The following is a 16,229-nucleotide window of genomic DNA, read 5'->3' as shown; positions in this document are numbered from 1 at the left end:
GCACCGGGCTCGTGCCCGGGGTTACTGTTCTGCGCCGTGAGTGGTCGCGAAGTCGGGGAGCACTGTTCATGATGCGGAGCAGGGCCAAGGCGCTGGCGCACCCGTTCCTGGGCGGGTCGGCGGACAAGGAAGAGCTGACCAGCTTGCCGGACCACGCCCTGGTCGGCGTGATCCGGATGCCGGGCAGCACGATCAGCCCGGTCCGCTCGATCACCCGCCGCATCATCGGCGCCCTGCTCGCCCTGGCGGCCACGGTGCTGCTGGTCTACCTGGACCGCGACGGCTACCAGGACAACAACGCGGGCGACGGGCTCAGCCTGCTCGACGCCATCTACTACGCCACGGTGACGCTGTCCACCACCGGGTACGGCGACATCACGCCGGTCAGCGATACGGCGCGGCTGGTGAACGTGGTGGTCATCACCCCGCTGCGGGTGCTGTTCCTGATCGTGCTGGTCGGTACCACACTGGAAGTGCTCACCGAGCGCTCGCGACAGGCGTTCAAGATCCAACGCTGGAGGTCCAAGGTGCGCGACCACGTGGTCGTCATCGGATACGGAACCAAGGGCCGGTCCGCGGTCACCGCGCTGCTCGGCGAAGGCGCCGACCCCGGCCGCATCGTGGTGGTCGACACCAACCACACCGCGCTCGAGGCGGCCTCCGCGCAGGGGCTGGTCACCGTCAACGGCTCCGGCACCCGCTCGGACGTGCTGCGGGTGGCCGGTGCGACGCGCGCGCGGGCCATCGTGGTGGCCCCGGCTCGCGACGACACGGCGGTGCTGGTCACCCTTACCGCGCGAGAGCTGGCACCGAAGGCGCAGATCGTCGCGGCGGTGCGGGAAGCCGAGAACGTCCACCTGCTGCGGCAGTCCGGTGCGGACTCCGCGGTGGTCTCCAGCGAAACGGCGGGGCGGCTGCTCGGCATGGCGACGTCCACGCCGTCCGTGGTGGAGATGTTCGAGGACCTGCTCACCCCGGACGCCGGTTTGGCGATCGCCGAGCGGGAGGTGGAGGAGCAGGAGGTCGGCGGTTCGCCGCGGCACCTGTCCGACATCGTGCTCGGCGTGGTCCGCGACGGGCACCTGTACCGCGTGGACGCGCCGGAAGCCGACGCCATCGAGTCCGGTGACCGCCTGCTGTACGTGAAGAAGGTGACCCCGGCGGAGCCGTGATCTCCCGCTGCGACCGGTGATTCCGCGACGACCCGCGGTCACCGCCGGAAGTCCTGGCAATATCGGAGTCGTGCGAAGGCGACGAGGTTCGGCGTCGGTCGCGTCGACCCTGTTTGTCCTGGGGCTGCTCTGCGCGGCCCTGGCGGGAGCGGTCGTGTGGCCGCTGGTGGTGGCAGCTGATCGCGAACGCGCGCAGCTGCGCCCGGCGACGGCGACCGTCGTCGAATCGCGTCCGTGCGGCGTGCAGGCGGCGGGCGATCTGGTCGAGGTCGAGATCGGCGGTGAAGTCCGCCGAGTCCCGTTCGACGGCTGCGGGCACAGCCGCGGCCAGAAGTTCCCGGTGCTGGTCCCGGCCGATGCGACCGGGAACGTCGTCGTGCGCCCGGCCACGGCGAACGGTTCACCGCTCGACGAACTCGCGGAGCGGGCTCACTGGATCCTGCTCACCCTCGCCTGCGTAGCGGGCGGCGGCTACGGCTTGATGCTCGGCCGCCGCTGATCCCGAAACTGGTCCGCCCGGTTCAGTTCACATCGGACGGGTCGGCCAGCCAGGTGTTGCACTGGGCGACCTCGTTCTTGTAGAAGCCCTGGTCGATCCACGCCTGGTTGGTCTTCATGGTGCCGTGGTCGCGTTGCGCGTTGTACTCGTCGCCGCGTTCGCGGGAGTCCTGCAGCGCCGGGAAGATGTAGTCGTTGCTGACCCCGCCGTTCTGCAGCGCGGCCAGCGACATGCCCTCGAAGCAGGTCGCCTGCAGCTCCGAACGGCGGGTCAGCTCCAGACCGGCCGCGGTGTCGCCGCCGCCCGCGTCGTAAGAGGCGTCGCCGTAGGCGGCGTTGATCCCGGCCATGCCCTGCACCGCGTGCCCGAATTCGTGCGCGAACTGGCCGAGGTACGCGCCGGCATCGGTGCGCTGCTCCTTCTCGGAGTAGTACCGCGCGGTCATGTAGATCGTGTGGCTGCCCGGGCAGTACATCGCGGTCTGGTCCCACTTCCGCGTGCCACAAGGAGTTTCGAAGTCGTCACCGCTGGTGATCACCTGCGGCATCCGGACCGGCAGGTTCGCGTCCTCCAGCAGCGGGGTCCACGCCTCCATCAGGCAGGGCAGCGCGGCCTGGTAGAAGCGGTCCTGCGACTGCACGTCGGTGTCGAAGGACGGCAGGTTGCAGGAGGTGTTCACCGCGCCGTTGCTCGGGATGTTGATCGGGTGGTCGCCCAGCCGCGACACCGGCCGGACCTGGTCCTCCGGCTCGTAGGTGCTGCTCTCCGAAGTGCTGCTCGAGGTCGTGGTCTCGCTGCTGCTCGAGCTCGAGGTCGTGCTGGACGTGCTCTCCTCGGACGTCGTGGCCTCGCTGCTGCTCGAGCTGCTGTAGTCCGAAGCGCTGTCCGAGGTGATCGCGGCGGCGACTGCGCCGATCATGGTGATGCTGAACAACGTCACGCCGACCAGCACCAGCGCGACGATGACCCCGGCGTTGCTCTTGCGCTGCGGCGGCCGCATGGGCGGCATCGGTGGCATCTGCGGGCCCGGAGCGGCGCCCTGCGGTGGGAACGGGCGAGCGGTCGGGGGCGGCGCGACCGGCGGCGGCCCGGAAACAGGTCGGACTCCGGGCGGGGGTAACGGCGGGCGCTGACCCTGCGGACCCTGCGGTGCACCCTGCGGTCGCTGGGGCTGCTGCCCGCCGCGGGGGTGCTGGGGCGGCCACGGCTGCTGCGGTGGTCGCGGTCCTTGCGGCGGCCGAGGCGGCTGGGTCATGCGGTCTTCCTCGCGGTGTATCTGAAGTGGACGGTCAGTCGAGCTCAGCGGTCCGCCGCCGGGCCGTCATCTCCCCAACTTCCTCGAATCGATCTCGCCGGTTGCGGACCAGAGCTTAGCTTCGGGCCGATATCGTTCGGGCCGTGTTGACCAAATGGGGGCTGGTGATCGCACTGACCGGGGCGCTGCTGGGCGTCCCGACGGCAGCGGCCCAAGCACAACCGGCTGCGCCGTCCGACGCCGTGTCCAGCGACGTTCACCTCAAGCTGGAGCGCGACGGGCTGGTGTCGGTCACCGAGCGGATCACCGTCCCCCAGGGCTCGCCCGTGACCCGGAGCACGCCGCTGCGGCAGGCGACCGGCCCGGGCGAGGAGCGGGTGTTCACCGTCTCCGACGCCTCGGTCGACGGCGGCGGCGACGTGCAGGTTGACGGCGACGAGATGCGCGTGACGCTGAAACCCGGTGCGTCGACGCTGAAATACGCGGTGCGCGGTGCCGTGGCCGACGCCGGTGACCTGCAGGACGTGCGCTGGCAGGTGTCCGGCGGCTGGAGCGTGCCGGTGCAGCGCATCGAGGTGTCGCTGCTGTCGCCGCGGGTGCCGCAGGCGATCGTGTGCCTCGCCGGTCCGCTGGGCAGCGAGCACCGCTGCGACCAGTTCGAGATCTCCCACACCCAGGAGATGCGGGCGATGACCTCCGGGCTGGAACCCGGAGAACGGATGGACATCACCTTCAAGCTCCCGGCGGGCACCGTCCCGGCGACGGCGGTGACCGAGCAGTACTTCAGCCTGGCGAAGGCGTTCTCGCTGACCCCGGGCACCGGAGTCGGGCTGGCCGCGATCGGCCTGGTGCTCATCGGCGGACTCGGCCTGGTCTGGTACGTCCGGGGCCGCGACGCGCACGCGTTCGGCGACGACGTGGGGCGCGTCGAGGTGCTGATGACCGACGAGCGCGGCGGCGTCACCTTCGCCTCCCCGGACGGCGTGCTGCCCGGCGAGATCGGCACGGTCGTCGACGAACGGGTCGACCCGGTCGACGTGACGGCGACGATCATCGACCTCGCGGTCCGCAACTACCTGTGGATCGAGGAATTGCCCGGCCAGGACTGGCGTTTCGCGCGCATCAACCCGCCGGACGAGGCGCTGCGCCCCTACGAGCGCGCGATCTACGACCTGCTGGTCGGTCGGGCGCCGGAAGTCCGCCTGTCCCAGCTGCGCGGCCTGAACCTGAACCAGGTGCGCGACGCGCTGTACGCGGAGGTCGTGGACAAGGAGTGGTTCGCCCGCCGCCCGGACTCGGACCGAAACCTGTTCTGGTGGAGCGGGATCGGCGTCGCGATCGGCGGCGCGGCGCTCACCGCGGCCCTGGCGCTGACGACCTCGGTCGCCCTCCTCGGCCTCGGCGTGGTGCTCGGCGGCATCGCGATGGTGGCCAGCGCCCGCCTGATGCCGGCCCGAACCCGCCGCGGCAGCGCCCTGGTCATGCAGGTCCGAGGCCTGCGCGGCTACCTCCACGACGCCGCGGCGAACTCCCTGCCCCCGGCGGACCGGGAAACGGTGTTCTCCCGCTCCCTCCCGTACGCGGTGGTCCTCGGCGAAACGGACCGCTGGCTGGCGGAATTCGCCGAACTCGACCCGGCAGCGGACGGAACCCCAGGCCTCTACTGGTACGCAACCCCGGAAGCGGCCCCCGACCTCCAGAACTTCCGCCGAACCTTCCCGACCCTCGTCACCAGCCTGAACGCAACCCTGAAGCCCTGAACCCGTCCCAGCCAGCCGCAACGTCGTGGACTGCGGCTGAACGGCTGATATCGGACGGGATCAATGCTGGTGGGAACCGTTCCAAACCATCGACGAACAGCAGGCCCAAGACATTCAGCGAGGTATGCAGTGAGCTTGTACTCCCGGTCTTTGATCGTGGTGACCGCAGGTCTGGCGTTGGTTGGGCTGTCCGCCTGTTCTGGCGGGGCAACTGGAAGCGATGAGCAGCAGCAGACCTCCGAGGCCAAGAGTTCAGGGTTGGCTGACCTCGACGTCTGCAACTTCTTCACCGCGGACGAGCTGTCCGCTTTCGGCGTGAAGGGCCCGGGTGAGCCGGACAGCACGGTCGACACCGAGCCGGGATGCAACTTCCAGGGCGACGACAAGGACGTCACGCTCTACAAGGTTCCCGGCACCCCGTTCGACGCTTACACGAAGAAGGGCAACTTCGACTCGCTGAAGCCGTTCGAGGTCAGCGGCAGGAAAGCTGCGACCGGTGTGACCAAGGGATCGGAAGGTCAAGGCATTTGTTCAGCGTTCATCGACGCTGGAAGTGGCACGGTCACGGTGACGGTGACGGGCCTGATGAAGGATTCGGTCGCTGATCCGTGCGGTGAGGCGGAGAAGGTCGCGCGGCAGATCGAGCCAAGACTTCCCGAGTAGCACAGAAGGAAGCCAAGGAGCGTGCTGCGGAGCAGCCGACGAAAGCTGTTGATCAGGAGCGGAACCAAACGAAGGTGATGTCGGCAAGACCGCTGAAACCCGGGCGAAGCTGGGCAAGGCGTTTGACCGGCGCAGGTCCTAGGTCAACTCCAAACTCGAGGAGATCATCAGCAGAGATTGGGAGGTGAGGCCGCTGATCAGGCTAAGACCACGGATCGAACCAGAGGGATCCAGCTGGGCGGACCGCCGTTTCGATGCTTTGCGGCCAGCCCAACGTCGTGGACTGCGGCTGAACGGGTGATATCGGACGGGATCAATGCTGGTGGGAACCGTTCCGGTCCGGCCTGCGTCAGGCTAGAGTGTCCACGGGTTATTGGGGGAGATCGCAGAGTCCGGAGGGATCTGGGATGGCAAGCGCTGAGAGTGCGGGCTTCGCTGGGGCGGCCGCGGGGATCCAAGCTGTCGCGGCACAGACGAACTGGGTGAACCAGCAGGCCGGAGCGGGCAAGCTCGCCCTGGAGCCGGATGCTGCGGAGAGGGCCGCGAAGCACTGCGAGGACGAGATCCGCGAGCTTCGTAGCTTGATCCAGGAAGCGCGAGCAATCGCGCGCATCGAGGGGCTTGGCAACTACCCGGATGGTCAGGACCTGACTCACCGGTTTGAAACGAAAGCCAATGATGGTGGTGCTGGCGCGTTCGCCATGATTCGCCAGATGCAAGACGAGCTGCAGAAGATGGCGGATGCCTATCGCGCTGCGGCGAAAGACTACCGTGCCATCGACGAACAGCACGCCCAGGACATTCAGCGAGGTATGTAGTGAGTGCACTTTCCCGGTCTGTGATCGCGGCAGTTGCAGGGGCGTCTCTGCTCGGGCTTTCCGCTTGCTCGGGCGGCGGCAGCTCCAGCGGTTCGGAAGAGTCTCCGACTTCGGCTGCCGCTGGGGCTGGTCTGGCGAGCTTCGATCCGTGCACGTTCTTCGAGCCTGGCGAGTTGACCTCGTGGGGGCTGTCGACGCAGAGCGAGGACTTCTCGCCGGTGAAGTCCGAGCCGGGCTGCAAGTGGGATGGGGACCAGATGGGCCTCGCGCTGCAGAAGAACGCCGAAGAGTCCGTTGCGTCGTATCAGCAGAGCGGGAGCTGGGAGCGTTACGACAAGAAGACCATTGGCGGCCGCTCGGCTGCGATCGCCAATGAACCTGGCACGGTTGGACAGGGCAGCTGCACGGTGCTCGTCGACGCTGGTGGCGGGGTAGCGATCTACATGGTCGACGGCACGCGTCGCGACTCCGTGGACGCCTGCGCTGAGGCGGAGAAGATCGCCAATCAGACCGCTTCGAGACTTCCTGAGTGATAGGAGCTAGGGGGAGTCATGGGATTTGGGGATTGGGTCGGGGACCGGATCAAGGACGTCGGGAACACCATTCACGACGCCGGTGCTGATGTCTTCGGGTACGACACCGTGGCCCAGAAGGAGGCCAAGGAGCGTGCCAAGCAGGCGACGGAGGCCGGTCAGAACGAACGGAACGCGCTGGAGCAGCGCAACCAAGCGCTGCAGGACGGCGTTACCGGGTACGACCCGCCCGGGATCTCGCAGTGCGTGAACTGGTCGGGCTTCAGCCACGCTGACATCTACAAGACGAACCAGGACAGCATCAAGGAAGACCGGGTCGGCGAATCTGCTGATGCCTGGGTGAAACTGGGAAAGGCCCTTCACGAGCGCGGTGCTCAGTTCGACTCCAAGCTCAAGGAAATCATCAGCGGCGGTTGGCAGGGTGAAGCCGCTGATCAGGCCAAGACTCTCGGTGAGCCGGTCAAGAACTGGATGGAAGGCAGCGGCAACGCCTTCGAGATGACCGGCAACAACCTGAAGTCCGCTGGTTCGGCGGCTGGTCAGGTCAAGGCCACCGTGCCGGAGCCGGAGGGGCACAGCTGGGGGCGGACCGCCGTCTCGACGCTCGCTGGTGGGCCGCTCGGTGGTGGTGGTGACGCGCTCGCGCAGATGAAGGAGCGCGAGGAGGCCGAGAAGGCCGCGCAGGAGACGATGGGGCGCGTCTACAGCCCCACGTTCACCAACGTCGACAGCCAGATGCCCGCGTACCAGAAGCCCGACGGGCAGATCGTCACTCCTCCGCCACCGCCCCCGCAGGAGCCCACCGACTGGGGACGCCGTCCCGGCGGCGGTGGCCCCGGTCCGGGCACTGGCGGCCCTGGCGGCGGTGGCGTTGGTCCAGGTGGCGGCGGTGTTGGCCCCGGCGGCGGTGGCTTCGGCCCGGGCGGCACCGGCACCGGTGGCGGTCCTGGCGGGATCGGCGGTGGCCCGGGCGGGATCGGCGGCCCAGGTGGTTACACCCCGCCGTCCGGGACTGACAGCCAGTGGGCCGGCACCGATCCCAGCCGGATCGGCGGCCCCGGAGGGCTTGGTCCCGGTGGCGCCGGTGGTGGTCTCGGTCCTGGTGGCGCCGGCGGTGGCATGGGCGCCGGGATGATCGGTGGCATGGGCGCTGGCGGCGCTGGGGCTGGCGGCATGGGCGCCGGTGGCATGGGACGCGGCGCTGGTGGTGCTGGTGCTGGCTTGGGTGCCGGTGGCAAGGCCGGTGCTGGCGGGCTCGGTGCTGGTGCTGGTGGTGGCGCCGGTGCTGCTGGCGCTGGGGCTCGAGGCGCAGCCGGCGGTCGCGGCGGCATGGGGGCCGGTGGCATGGGCGCCGGCCGAGGCGGCGGCAAGGGCGGCGAAGACGACGAGCACGAGCGTCCGTCGTGGCTCGAAGAGCAGGACGACGTCTGGATGAACGACATGCCCAAGACCGCGCCTCCGGTTCTGGGCGAGTAACAGCACTTCAGGACGTGGTCCGGTGGTGGTTCGACAGAATCACCACCGGACCGCGGTGATTGGGGAGGAACCAAACGGTGAGCGTGTTGGGGCGCTGGCAGATGCTGCCGGTTCATCTTGACGTCGTTCTCAAGTACTTGGAGATCGACGGGCTGACGCTGCCGCTCAACTCCCGCTCCTTCGGATACACCACGGAGCACCTCGGCCGGATCGCCCAGGCGGAGACGGAGCGCATGGTCGCTGCCGGGATCCTCGTCAACGACGAGGTCCAGCCGAACCTCGTCGAGGCGCTGAAGCTGCTCGCCCACCCCTACCTGTGGGTGGATTCGATCTGGTTCCCGCAAGCCGGCGAAGACCACTGCTGGCGGACGGTCGCGGCGGTGACCGAGGGCAACCGGGTGGTGCTCGGCGTGCAGACCCCGAGCGAAGACCCCGCCTACGGCGGAATGCTGACCGTCGAGGTGCACGAGAACGCTCCGCTGCCGCAGGTGCTGCTGCCGACTTTGCCGCCCGCTCCGCCGGGCAATCGCGGCCCGGCGCGGGTGCCTGCCAGCTCGTTCCGCCCGGCCCAGCCGGACGAGGACGAGCAGGGCAGCTTCATGCAGACCGCGACGCGGGAGCGCGGCAGCAGCGGCGACCGCGAGTACGAGCTGTACCAGCAGATCGGCAAGACCCAGCACCTCCGGTTCGGCCAGCTCGCGGCCAACCTCCGCGACCAGTACGGGCGCACGAAGCGCTCGTCGGTCGTCAAGTGGTTCGACAACGTCGAACCCGACGGTCGTTACCTCGACCACAACGTGCGCGGCAACACCGGCGAGCAGATCTACATGCTCACCCCGGCCGATGCGCGGGCGATCGGGGCCGAGATCGAGCGGTTGATCGCTCAGGTGCGGTGACGCTGCGGTGCTTCGCGGTTTCGAAGCGTGGTGAAGGGGGCACGCGCAGCTGCGGGCGTCGCACGTAGGCTGCATGGCATGGTCGAACCCCAGCTGCATCGCGTTACGTTGCCCAACGGGCTGCGCGTGGTGCTGGCACCGGACTCGGCAGCGGGCCAAGCGTCAGGGCGGGCTCCTGTGGTCGGTGTCAGCGTGCACTACGACGTGGGCTTCCGTTCCGAGCCGGAAGGGCGCACCGGCTTCGCGCACCTCTTCGAGCACCTGATGTTCCAGGGCAGCGAGAGCTTGGAGAAGCTCGCGCACTTCCGCCACGTGCAGGGCTCCGGTGGCACCTTCAACGGTTCGACGCACCAGGACTACACCGACTACTACCAGGTGCTGCCGTCGGCGGCGCTGGAGCGGGCGCTGTTCCTCGAGGCGGACCGGATGCGGGCGCCGAAGATCACCGAGGAGAACCTGCGCAACCAGGTGGACGTGGTCAAGGAGGAGATCCGGCTCAACGTCCTCAACCGCCCCTACGGCGGGTTCCCGTGGATCCTGCTGCCCCCGGTGCTGTACTCGACCTTCGCCAACGCGCACAACGGCTACGGCGACTTCACCGACCTCGAGCAGGCGACCGTCGACGACTGCGCCGCCTTCTTCGACACCTTCTACGCTCCCGGCAACGCGGTGCTCACCATCGCCGGTGACATCGACGTCGAGCGCACCGTCGAGCTGGTCGACAAGCACTTCGGCGACGTCCCGGCCCGCGATGTCTCGCAGCGGCCGTCGTTCGGCGAGCCGTTCCCGGCCGGTGAGCTGCGCGGCAAGCACGTGGACCCGCACGCGCCTCTGCCCGCGGTCGCCCTGGGCTACCGGCTGCCCGACCCGGTCGGCGAGCTGGACGCCTACCTGGCCGACGTGGTGCTGGCCGCGATCCTGACCGACGGCGACGCCTCTCGCCTGCAGCAGCGCATGCTGCACCAGGACTCGCTGGTGGTCGACGTGCACGCCGGTTGCGGTCTGATGGGCGCCCCGCTGGACGCCCGCGACCCGGACACCATCACCGCGATCCACACCCCGGAGGTCGGGCTGGACCGGGTGGTCGGCGCGATCGACGACGAGCTCGAGAAGCTGGCCACCGACGGTCCGAGCCGCGACGAGCTGGCCCGCGTCACCGCCCGCTGGGCCGCCGACCTGCACCGGGGGCACGACCGGGTGATCTCCCGGACCCTCGACCTGGGCAGCGCCGAGCTGCTGCACGGCCGGGCCGAGCTGATCTCCGAGCTGCCGAAGCGGATCAGCGAGGTCACCGCCGAGGACGTCGCGGCGGCGGCGAAGGCGCTGCGCTCCGACGCCCGCGCCGTGCTGGAGATCGAACCCGCTGGTGATGAGAACGGAGGTGCGGCATGACCCGCGCAACGCACCGCAGCGCCGAGGAGATCGGCCGCACCGAGCTGGGTCCGCGGCCGTTGCCGCCGCTCGGCGAACCCCGCACCGGTCAGCCGCCGGCCACCGTGGACACCGTGCTGGGCAACGGGCTGCGCGTGATCGCCGCCCGACACGGCGTGGTGCCGATGGTCGAGGTGCGCCTGCGGATCCCGTTCGCCGGTGAGGACCCGAAGCACGCGGCGCGCGCCGAGGTGCTGGCCGAGACGCTGCTGACCGGCACCGAGCGCCGCAGCCGCGTGCAGATGGACACCGATCTGGCCGCGGTCGGCGGCGACCTGAACGCGGTCGTCGACCCGGAGCGGCTCAGCCTCCACGGCAACGCCCTGGCCACCGGCCTGGACACGCTGCTCGACGTGCTCGCCGACGCGCTGACCAGCGCGGCCTACCGCGAGGAGGAGATCACCGGGGAACGCGCCCGGCTGGTCGAGCGGATCGCCGTCGCGCGCTCGCAGCCGCGGGTGATCGCGCGGGAGGAGCTGCAGCGCCAGCGCTACGGCGACCACCCGTTCGTCCGCGAGGTGCCGGAGGCCGAGGACGTCGCCGCGGTGACCGCGGACGAGGTCCGCGCGCTGCACCCGGCGGCGGTCCTGCCGCGCGGCTCGGTGCTGGTGCTCGTCGGTGACATCGACCCCGAGCAGGCCGTGGCCTCCGTCGAGCGGATCCTGGGCGCCTGGCAGTCCGAGCACAGCGCCCACGAGCTGCCGTCGCTGCCGGTCGTGCAGGGCGGTGACGTGAAGCTGGTGCACCGGCCCGGTGCGGTGCAGTCGCAGCTGCGGTTCTCGGCGCAGGCGCTGCCGCGCACCGACCCGCAGTACCCGGCGCTGCAGATCGCGAACCTGACCTTCGGCGGGTACTTCTCGTCGCGGCTGGTGGAGAACATCCGCGAGGACAAGGGCTACACCTACGGCGCGCACTCCTCGTTCGAGTTCACCCCCGGCAACGGCACGCTCCTGGTGGACGCCGACACGGCCAGCGAGGTGACCGCGGCTGCGCTGCTGGAAACCCGCTACGAGCTGGCGCGGTTGTCGCTGGTGCCGCCGACCGAGTCCGAGGTCGAGTCGGCCCGGCAGTACGCCATCGGCGGTCTGCTCACCTCCACGGCGTCGCAGTCCGGGATGGCCTCCACGCTGCTCGCGCTGGCGGTGGCCGGGTTGACGAAGGACTGGCTGGTCGAGCACCCGGAGCGGCTGCGCGGGGTGACCCTCGAGCAGGTGGCGGAGGCGGCGAAGTGGTTCGCGCCGACCTCGTTCACCGGTGTTGTCGTCGGCGATGCGGACAAGCTGGCGGACCAGTTGAGGCTGCTCGGCGGTGTGGTGCTGCCGTGATCGAGTTATCCGGTGAGGCGGGCGAATGACCTCCAACGTGTTCGCGGGAACGGGTTTCCAGCTGGATTCCGCACCGCTGCTGTCCAGGTCCACAGTGGACCGGCGGGAGCAGCTGCGGGACGTCGCCGACGGCGGCGCCGAGCTGTGGGCGACCGGCAAGGTGGTGCTGGTCGACGCCAAGGGCCGCACCCAGATCGACGCGGGTTCGCGGCTGGTGGCCCACCCGGCAGGTGACTTCGGCGAACGCCCCGCGCCCGGCGCGGTGCTGCTCGGGGTCGAGGGCGAGGTCAGCTACTGGGCGCTGCGCAGCGATCACGACGGCGCGCAGGACGGCTGGCGCGATCTGCGCACCGGCGGTGCGCTGCTCAACGACACCGACGCGGGTCTGTTCACCACCGCGGTCGGGCTGCTCGGCTGGCACGACAACGCGCGCTACTGCGCGGTGTGCGGCGCGGCCACGACGCGCGTGAGCGCTGGCTGGGCGCGCCGGTGCACGGGGTGCGACCGCGAGGAGTACCCGCGGACCGATCCCGCGGTGATCTGCCTGGTGCACGACGGCGAGGACCGCGTGCTGCTGGCCCGCCAGCCGAGCTGGCCGGCCGAGCGGTACTCGGTGCTGGCCGGGTTCGTCGAGGTCGGCGAGTCGCTGGAGGCGTGCGTCGCGCGCGAGATCGCCGAGGAAGTCGGGGTGGCCGTCGACGAGGTCCGCTACCTGGGCAGCCAGCCGTGGCCGTTCCCGCGGTCGCTGATGCTCGGCTTCGCCGCGATCGCCGACCCGTCGGCGCCGCTGGTCCCGGCCGACGGCGAGATCGAGGACGCCCGCTGGATGCACCGGGACACGGTGCTGGCGGCGCTGCAGTCCGAGGGAGGCGCGGTCGACGGACTCCGCCTGCCGCCCAGCGTCTCCATCGCCCACCGCATGATCCGCGGCTGGGCCACCTGGCAGAGCTGATCGCGGGGCCGGTCGGACCCGCTCCGACCGGCCCCGGATCACGCCGGCGAACCCATCGACGCCGAATGCATTTCCCCAGTTCACCGGCATGATCACCGCTCGATTGCGCGGGTGAACCACTCGGTGGCGGTTCTCGACACGCGGTTCGGTCTTCGGGGTGTGGCCCCGATCGGGCGAGCAGGTCTGCGAAGATGCCGGGCATGGCCGAACAACCGCGACTCCTGGAAGGTCTCGATCCGGAGCAGCGGCAGGCGGTCATCGCACCACGCGGGCCCGTGTGCGTCCTCGCCGGTGCGGGCACCGGCAAGACCCGGACCATCACCCACCGCATCGCCTACCTCGTGCAGCGCGGGCTCGTCGCGCCGCAGCAGGTGCTCGCGGTGACCTTCACCGCTCGTGCGGCGGGGGAGATGCGCACCCGGCTGCGCGGCCTGGACGCGGCGGGGGTGCAGGCCCAGACCTTCCACGCCGCGGCGTTCCGGCAGCTGCGCTACTTCTGGCCGCGGGTGCACGAAACGCACATGTGGCAGCTGACGGACAACAAGTTCCGGCTGATGATGCAGGCCGCGAACAAGATCGGGCTGTCCACCGAGAAGGAGGACGTCCGGGACCTGGCCAGCGAGATCGAGTGGGCCAAGTCCTCGCTGATCGGCCCGGAGCAGTACCCGGCCGCCGCTGCCGCCGCCGGGCGCGACGTCCCGGTGCTGCCCGAGCAGCTGAGCAAGGCCTTCGCGGCCTACGAGCAGCTCAAGAACCGCGCGCAGGTCCTCGACTTCGACGACCTGCTGCTGCACATCGCGGCGATCCTGGAGGACCGCTCCGACATCGCCGAGGAGTTCCGCAGCCGCTACCGCTCGTTCGTGGTGGACGAGTACCAGGACGTCAACCCGCTGCAGCAGCGCGTGCTCGACGCCTGGCTCGGCAACCGCGACGACCTCACGGTGGTCGGCGACGCGAACCAGACGATCTACTCGTTCGCGGGCGCTTCGCCGAAGTGGCTGATCGCCTTCCCGCGCCGGTTCCCGGAGGCCACCGTGGTCCGCCTGGAGCGGGACTACCGCAGCACGCCGCAGGTGGTGTCGCTGGCCAACCAGGTCATCGGCGCGGCCCGGGAGCGCCCGGCGGGCACCCGGCTGAAGCTGATCGGCCAGCGCCCGGACGGGCCGCGCCCGGACTTCGCCGAGTACGACGACGAGACCGAGGAAGCGGAGGCGATCGCGCGCAAGATCGCTCAGCTGGCTAAGCGCGGGGTGGCGCTGTCGGAGATCGCGGTGCTGTTCCGGGTCAACGCGCAGTCGGAGGTCTACGAGAAGGCGCTGTCCGACGCCGAGATCCCGTACCAGGTCCGCGGCGGTGAGCGCTTCTTCGCGCGTGCCGAGGTGCGGCAGGCGATGGTCACGTTGCGGGCTGCCGTCGCCCGCGACGAAGGCGCGCAAGACCTGCCCGCAACCGTCCGCGACGTGCTGCTCGAGGTCGGACTGACCGACGAGCCGCCGGCCGGTGGCGCTGCCCGTGAGCGCTGGGAGTCGTTGATAGCGCTCGTGGAGCTCTCCGAGGAGCTCGCGGCGACGGTGCCCGACGCGGACCTGGCCCGCTACGTCGCGGAGCTGGACGCGCGCGCCGAGTCGCAGCACCCGCCGACGGTCGAGGGCGTCACGCTGGCCTCGCTGCACGCGGCGAAGGGCTTGGAGTGGGACGCGGTGTTCCTCGCCGGTCTGGTCGAGGGGACGCTGCCGATCCAGCACGCCGACACCGATGCGGCGGTCGAGGAGGAGCGCAGGCTGCTCTACGTCGGGGTGACCCGGGCCCGCGAGCACCTGTGCTTGTCGTGGGCGCTGGCGCGCGCCGGCGGTCGGCGCTACCGGCGCCGCAGCCGGTTCCTGTACAGCCTGGTCCCGGACGAGCACCCGGCCGCGCTGCCGGGCCGGGTCAAGCAGCGCGAGCAGCTGCCGAAGCTGGCCAAGCCGGTCAAACCGCGTTGCCGGATCTGCAACGCCACGCTGGCCGGCACGATGGACATCAAGCTGGGGCGCTGCGCGGACTGCCCGTCCGATGTGGACGAAGACCTGCTGTCCCAGCTGAAGGCGTGGCGCAGCGAGCGGGCCCGGCAGTTGAAGGTGCCCGCCTACGTGGTGTTCACCGATGCCACGCTGACCGCGATCGCCGAGCAGCGCCCGGTCGACGAGAGCGCGCTGGTGAGCATCTCCGGGATCGGGGCGTCGAAGGTGCAGAAGTTCGGCACCGACGTCCTCGCGCTGGTCGCGGGCGACCGTCCTGGCGCGAGGTAAAACGCCTGGTGGTGGCGTTTTTCAGGCCATCGGGCGGAATCTTTGAAAAATACGTTGCGACCGGTGCCGCCCTGCCAATAACCTGCAGGAGCGCGAGTTGCGGTCGACCGGACCGCGATCTGAAGCCCTGGATGGGAGGTGGCTCTGGTGTTTACGAATCTGATCAACAGCACCCCCTGCCACCTGATGGCCGGGGCCATCGCGCTGTTCCGTATCACTTTTGCGCCGTTCCCAGCTGATTCTCACGGCGGTTATGGCCGAAAGTTCCAGCCGCGTTGGTTCCGCGCGCTCCCGGTGAGCGCGGTGGCCCCGCGTAGGTCCGTTCGTCGGCGAATCCCTGATCCACTGATCTAGGGGCGCCTCTCAGGCTTCTCGAAGGCCGCGGACCAGCGATTGGGTCCGCGGCCTTCTTGTGTTGCCGACATTTCCACATCCACAACCACGACCTGCTTCCGATCGACTACAGGAGGAAGTCGCATGTTGACCGCGAGTGTGCCGATATCGAACTCGGGCACGGACTTGCAGCCAGCTGCTGACAGCGTCGCCGGGCTGCTCAACAGCGCACCTGGCCTGGACGACGAGCTGCCCTGCCGACAGGACCCGGACCTGTGGTTCGCCGAGAACCCACGGGAACTGGACCAGGCCAAGGCGCGGTGCGCCGACTGCCCGATCCGGGCGCAGTGCCTGGCCGGTGCGGTGTCCCGCGGCGAGCCCTGGGGCGTCTGGGGCGGCGAGATCTTCGAGCGCGGTGCGGTGGTCGCCCGCAAGCGCCCGCGCGGCCGCCCGCGCAAGCACCCGCTGCCCGCCGACCGGCCGGCCGCAGTCCCGAACCGCCGCCAGGAGCAGGCGGCGTAACGCCGATCCGATCAACGACCCCGTGCTCCGGCACTTCGACGAACGAGGAATGAGCAATGGCACCTGAAGAGATGACCCGGTTGCGGATGATCGAACTGCGCGAGGAAGCGCATCGACAACGCCTTGCACGGAACATGTCCGCCGGGCGCTGGTGGCGGTGGCTGGCCGCCTACGCGCACCGGCGGGCCGATTCCGCGCAGCGATGTTTCTGATCATCGCCGAACCACGTTGAGGCACAAGGGGTTTCCGGTCGCCGTCGCATTCTGGGCGACAGCGACCGGAAACCGTGCACCTTGAGAACTGCAA

General features: G+C 69.8%; 15 protein-coding genes. 14 read left to right on the top strand and 1 reads right to left on the bottom strand.

Features of this window, described 5'->3' with window-relative positions; all coding sequences use genetic code 11:
* Positions 1-176: 176 nt before the first annotated feature.
* Positions 177-1,172, top strand: coding sequence for a potassium channel family protein (locus tag OU415_RS19300; RefSeq protein ID WP_408641872.1), 996 nt, complete (start codon positions 177-179; stop codon positions 1,170-1,172).
* 70 nt (positions 1,173-1,242) lie between these two features.
* Positions 1,243-1,671: a hypothetical protein gene (locus OU415_RS19295; RefSeq protein ID WP_270950268.1), complete on the top strand. Its 429-nt coding sequence runs from the start codon at positions 1,243-1,245 to the stop codon at positions 1,669-1,671.
* A gap of 22 nt (positions 1,672-1,693) precedes the next feature.
* Here OU415_RS19295 and OU415_RS19290 read toward each other — a convergent pair whose 3' ends face one another.
* Positions 1,694-2,680, bottom strand: coding sequence for a neutral zinc metallopeptidase (locus tag OU415_RS19290; protein WP_270950267.1), 987 nt, complete (start codon positions 2,678-2,680; stop codon positions 1,694-1,696).
* 389 nt (positions 2,681-3,069) lie between these two features.
* Here OU415_RS19290 and OU415_RS19285 point away from each other — a divergent pair, with 389 nt between their 5' ends.
* From OU415_RS19285 to OU415_RS19230, 12 genes are all read left to right on the top strand, one after another.
* The gene (locus tag OU415_RS19285; RefSeq protein ID WP_270950266.1) at positions 3,070-4,686 is read left to right on the top strand and encodes a DUF2207 domain-containing protein; all 1,617 of its coding nucleotides are present in this window, start codon (positions 3,070-3,072) and stop codon (positions 4,684-4,686) included.
* Between the two features lie 156 nt (positions 4,687-4,842).
* The gene (locus OU415_RS19280) at positions 4,843-5,349 is read left to right on the top strand and encodes a DUF3558 family protein (protein WP_270950285.1); all 507 of its coding nucleotides are present in this window, start codon (positions 4,843-4,845) and stop codon (positions 5,347-5,349) included.
* A gap of 407 nt (positions 5,350-5,756) precedes the next feature.
* Positions 5,757-6,167 (top strand): hypothetical protein, encoded by a 411-nt coding sequence (locus tag OU415_RS19275; protein WP_270950265.1) that lies wholly within the window; start codon positions 5,757-5,759, stop codon positions 6,165-6,167.
* 20 nt (positions 6,168-6,187) lie between these two features.
* Positions 6,188-6,700: a DUF3558 family protein gene (locus tag OU415_RS19270; RefSeq protein WP_270950264.1), complete on the top strand. Its 513-nt coding sequence runs from the start codon at positions 6,188-6,190 to the stop codon at positions 6,698-6,700.
* A gap of 18 nt (positions 6,701-6,718) precedes the next feature.
* Positions 6,719-8,176 (top strand): PPE domain-containing protein, encoded by a 1,458-nt coding sequence (locus OU415_RS19265; RefSeq protein WP_270950263.1) that lies wholly within the window; start codon positions 6,719-6,721, stop codon positions 8,174-8,176.
* 77 nt (positions 8,177-8,253) lie between these two features.
* Positions 8,254-9,072, top strand: a complete 819-nt coding sequence (locus OU415_RS19260) for an ESX secretion-associated protein EspG (RefSeq protein WP_270950262.1) — start codon at positions 8,254-8,256, stop codon at positions 9,070-9,072.
* 78 nt (positions 9,073-9,150) lie between these two features.
* The gene (locus OU415_RS19255) at positions 9,151-10,464 is read left to right on the top strand and encodes a M16 family metallopeptidase (RefSeq protein WP_270950261.1); all 1,314 of its coding nucleotides are present in this window, start codon (positions 9,151-9,153) and stop codon (positions 10,462-10,464) included.
* Positions 10,461-11,828 (top strand): M16 family metallopeptidase, encoded by a 1,368-nt coding sequence (locus OU415_RS19250; protein WP_270950260.1) that lies wholly within the window; start codon positions 10,461-10,463, stop codon positions 11,826-11,828. The genes OU415_RS19255 and OU415_RS19250 overlap by 4 nt, the downstream gene beginning before the upstream one ends.
* A gap of 25 nt (positions 11,829-11,853) precedes the next feature.
* Positions 11,854-12,780: an NAD(+) diphosphatase gene (gene nudC / locus OU415_RS19245; protein WP_270950259.1), complete on the top strand. Its 927-nt coding sequence runs from the start codon at positions 11,854-11,856 to the stop codon at positions 12,778-12,780.
* A gap of 200 nt (positions 12,781-12,980) precedes the next feature.
* A complete protein-coding gene (locus OU415_RS19240; RefSeq protein WP_270950258.1) occupies positions 12,981-15,068 on the top strand; it encodes an ATP-dependent DNA helicase UvrD2 in 2,088 nt (695 codons plus the stop codon).
* Between the two features lie 477 nt (positions 15,069-15,545).
* On the top strand, positions 15,546-15,923 hold the full coding sequence (locus OU415_RS19235; protein WP_270950257.1) for a WhiB family transcriptional regulator: 378 nt from the start codon (positions 15,546-15,548) through the stop codon (positions 15,921-15,923).
* A 56-nt stretch (positions 15,924-15,979) separates the two neighbouring features.
* Positions 15,980-16,135, top strand: a complete 156-nt coding sequence (locus OU415_RS19230) for a hypothetical protein (RefSeq protein ID WP_270950256.1) — start codon at positions 15,980-15,982, stop codon at positions 16,133-16,135.
* Positions 16,136-16,229 lie beyond the last annotated feature (94 nt).

The organism is Saccharopolyspora oryzae (assembly GCF_027853915.1).
GTDB lineage: Bacteria > Actinomycetota > Actinomycetes > Mycobacteriales > Pseudonocardiaceae > Saccharopolyspora > Saccharopolyspora oryzae.
This window is presented reverse-complemented; position numbering and strand designations above follow the sequence as displayed.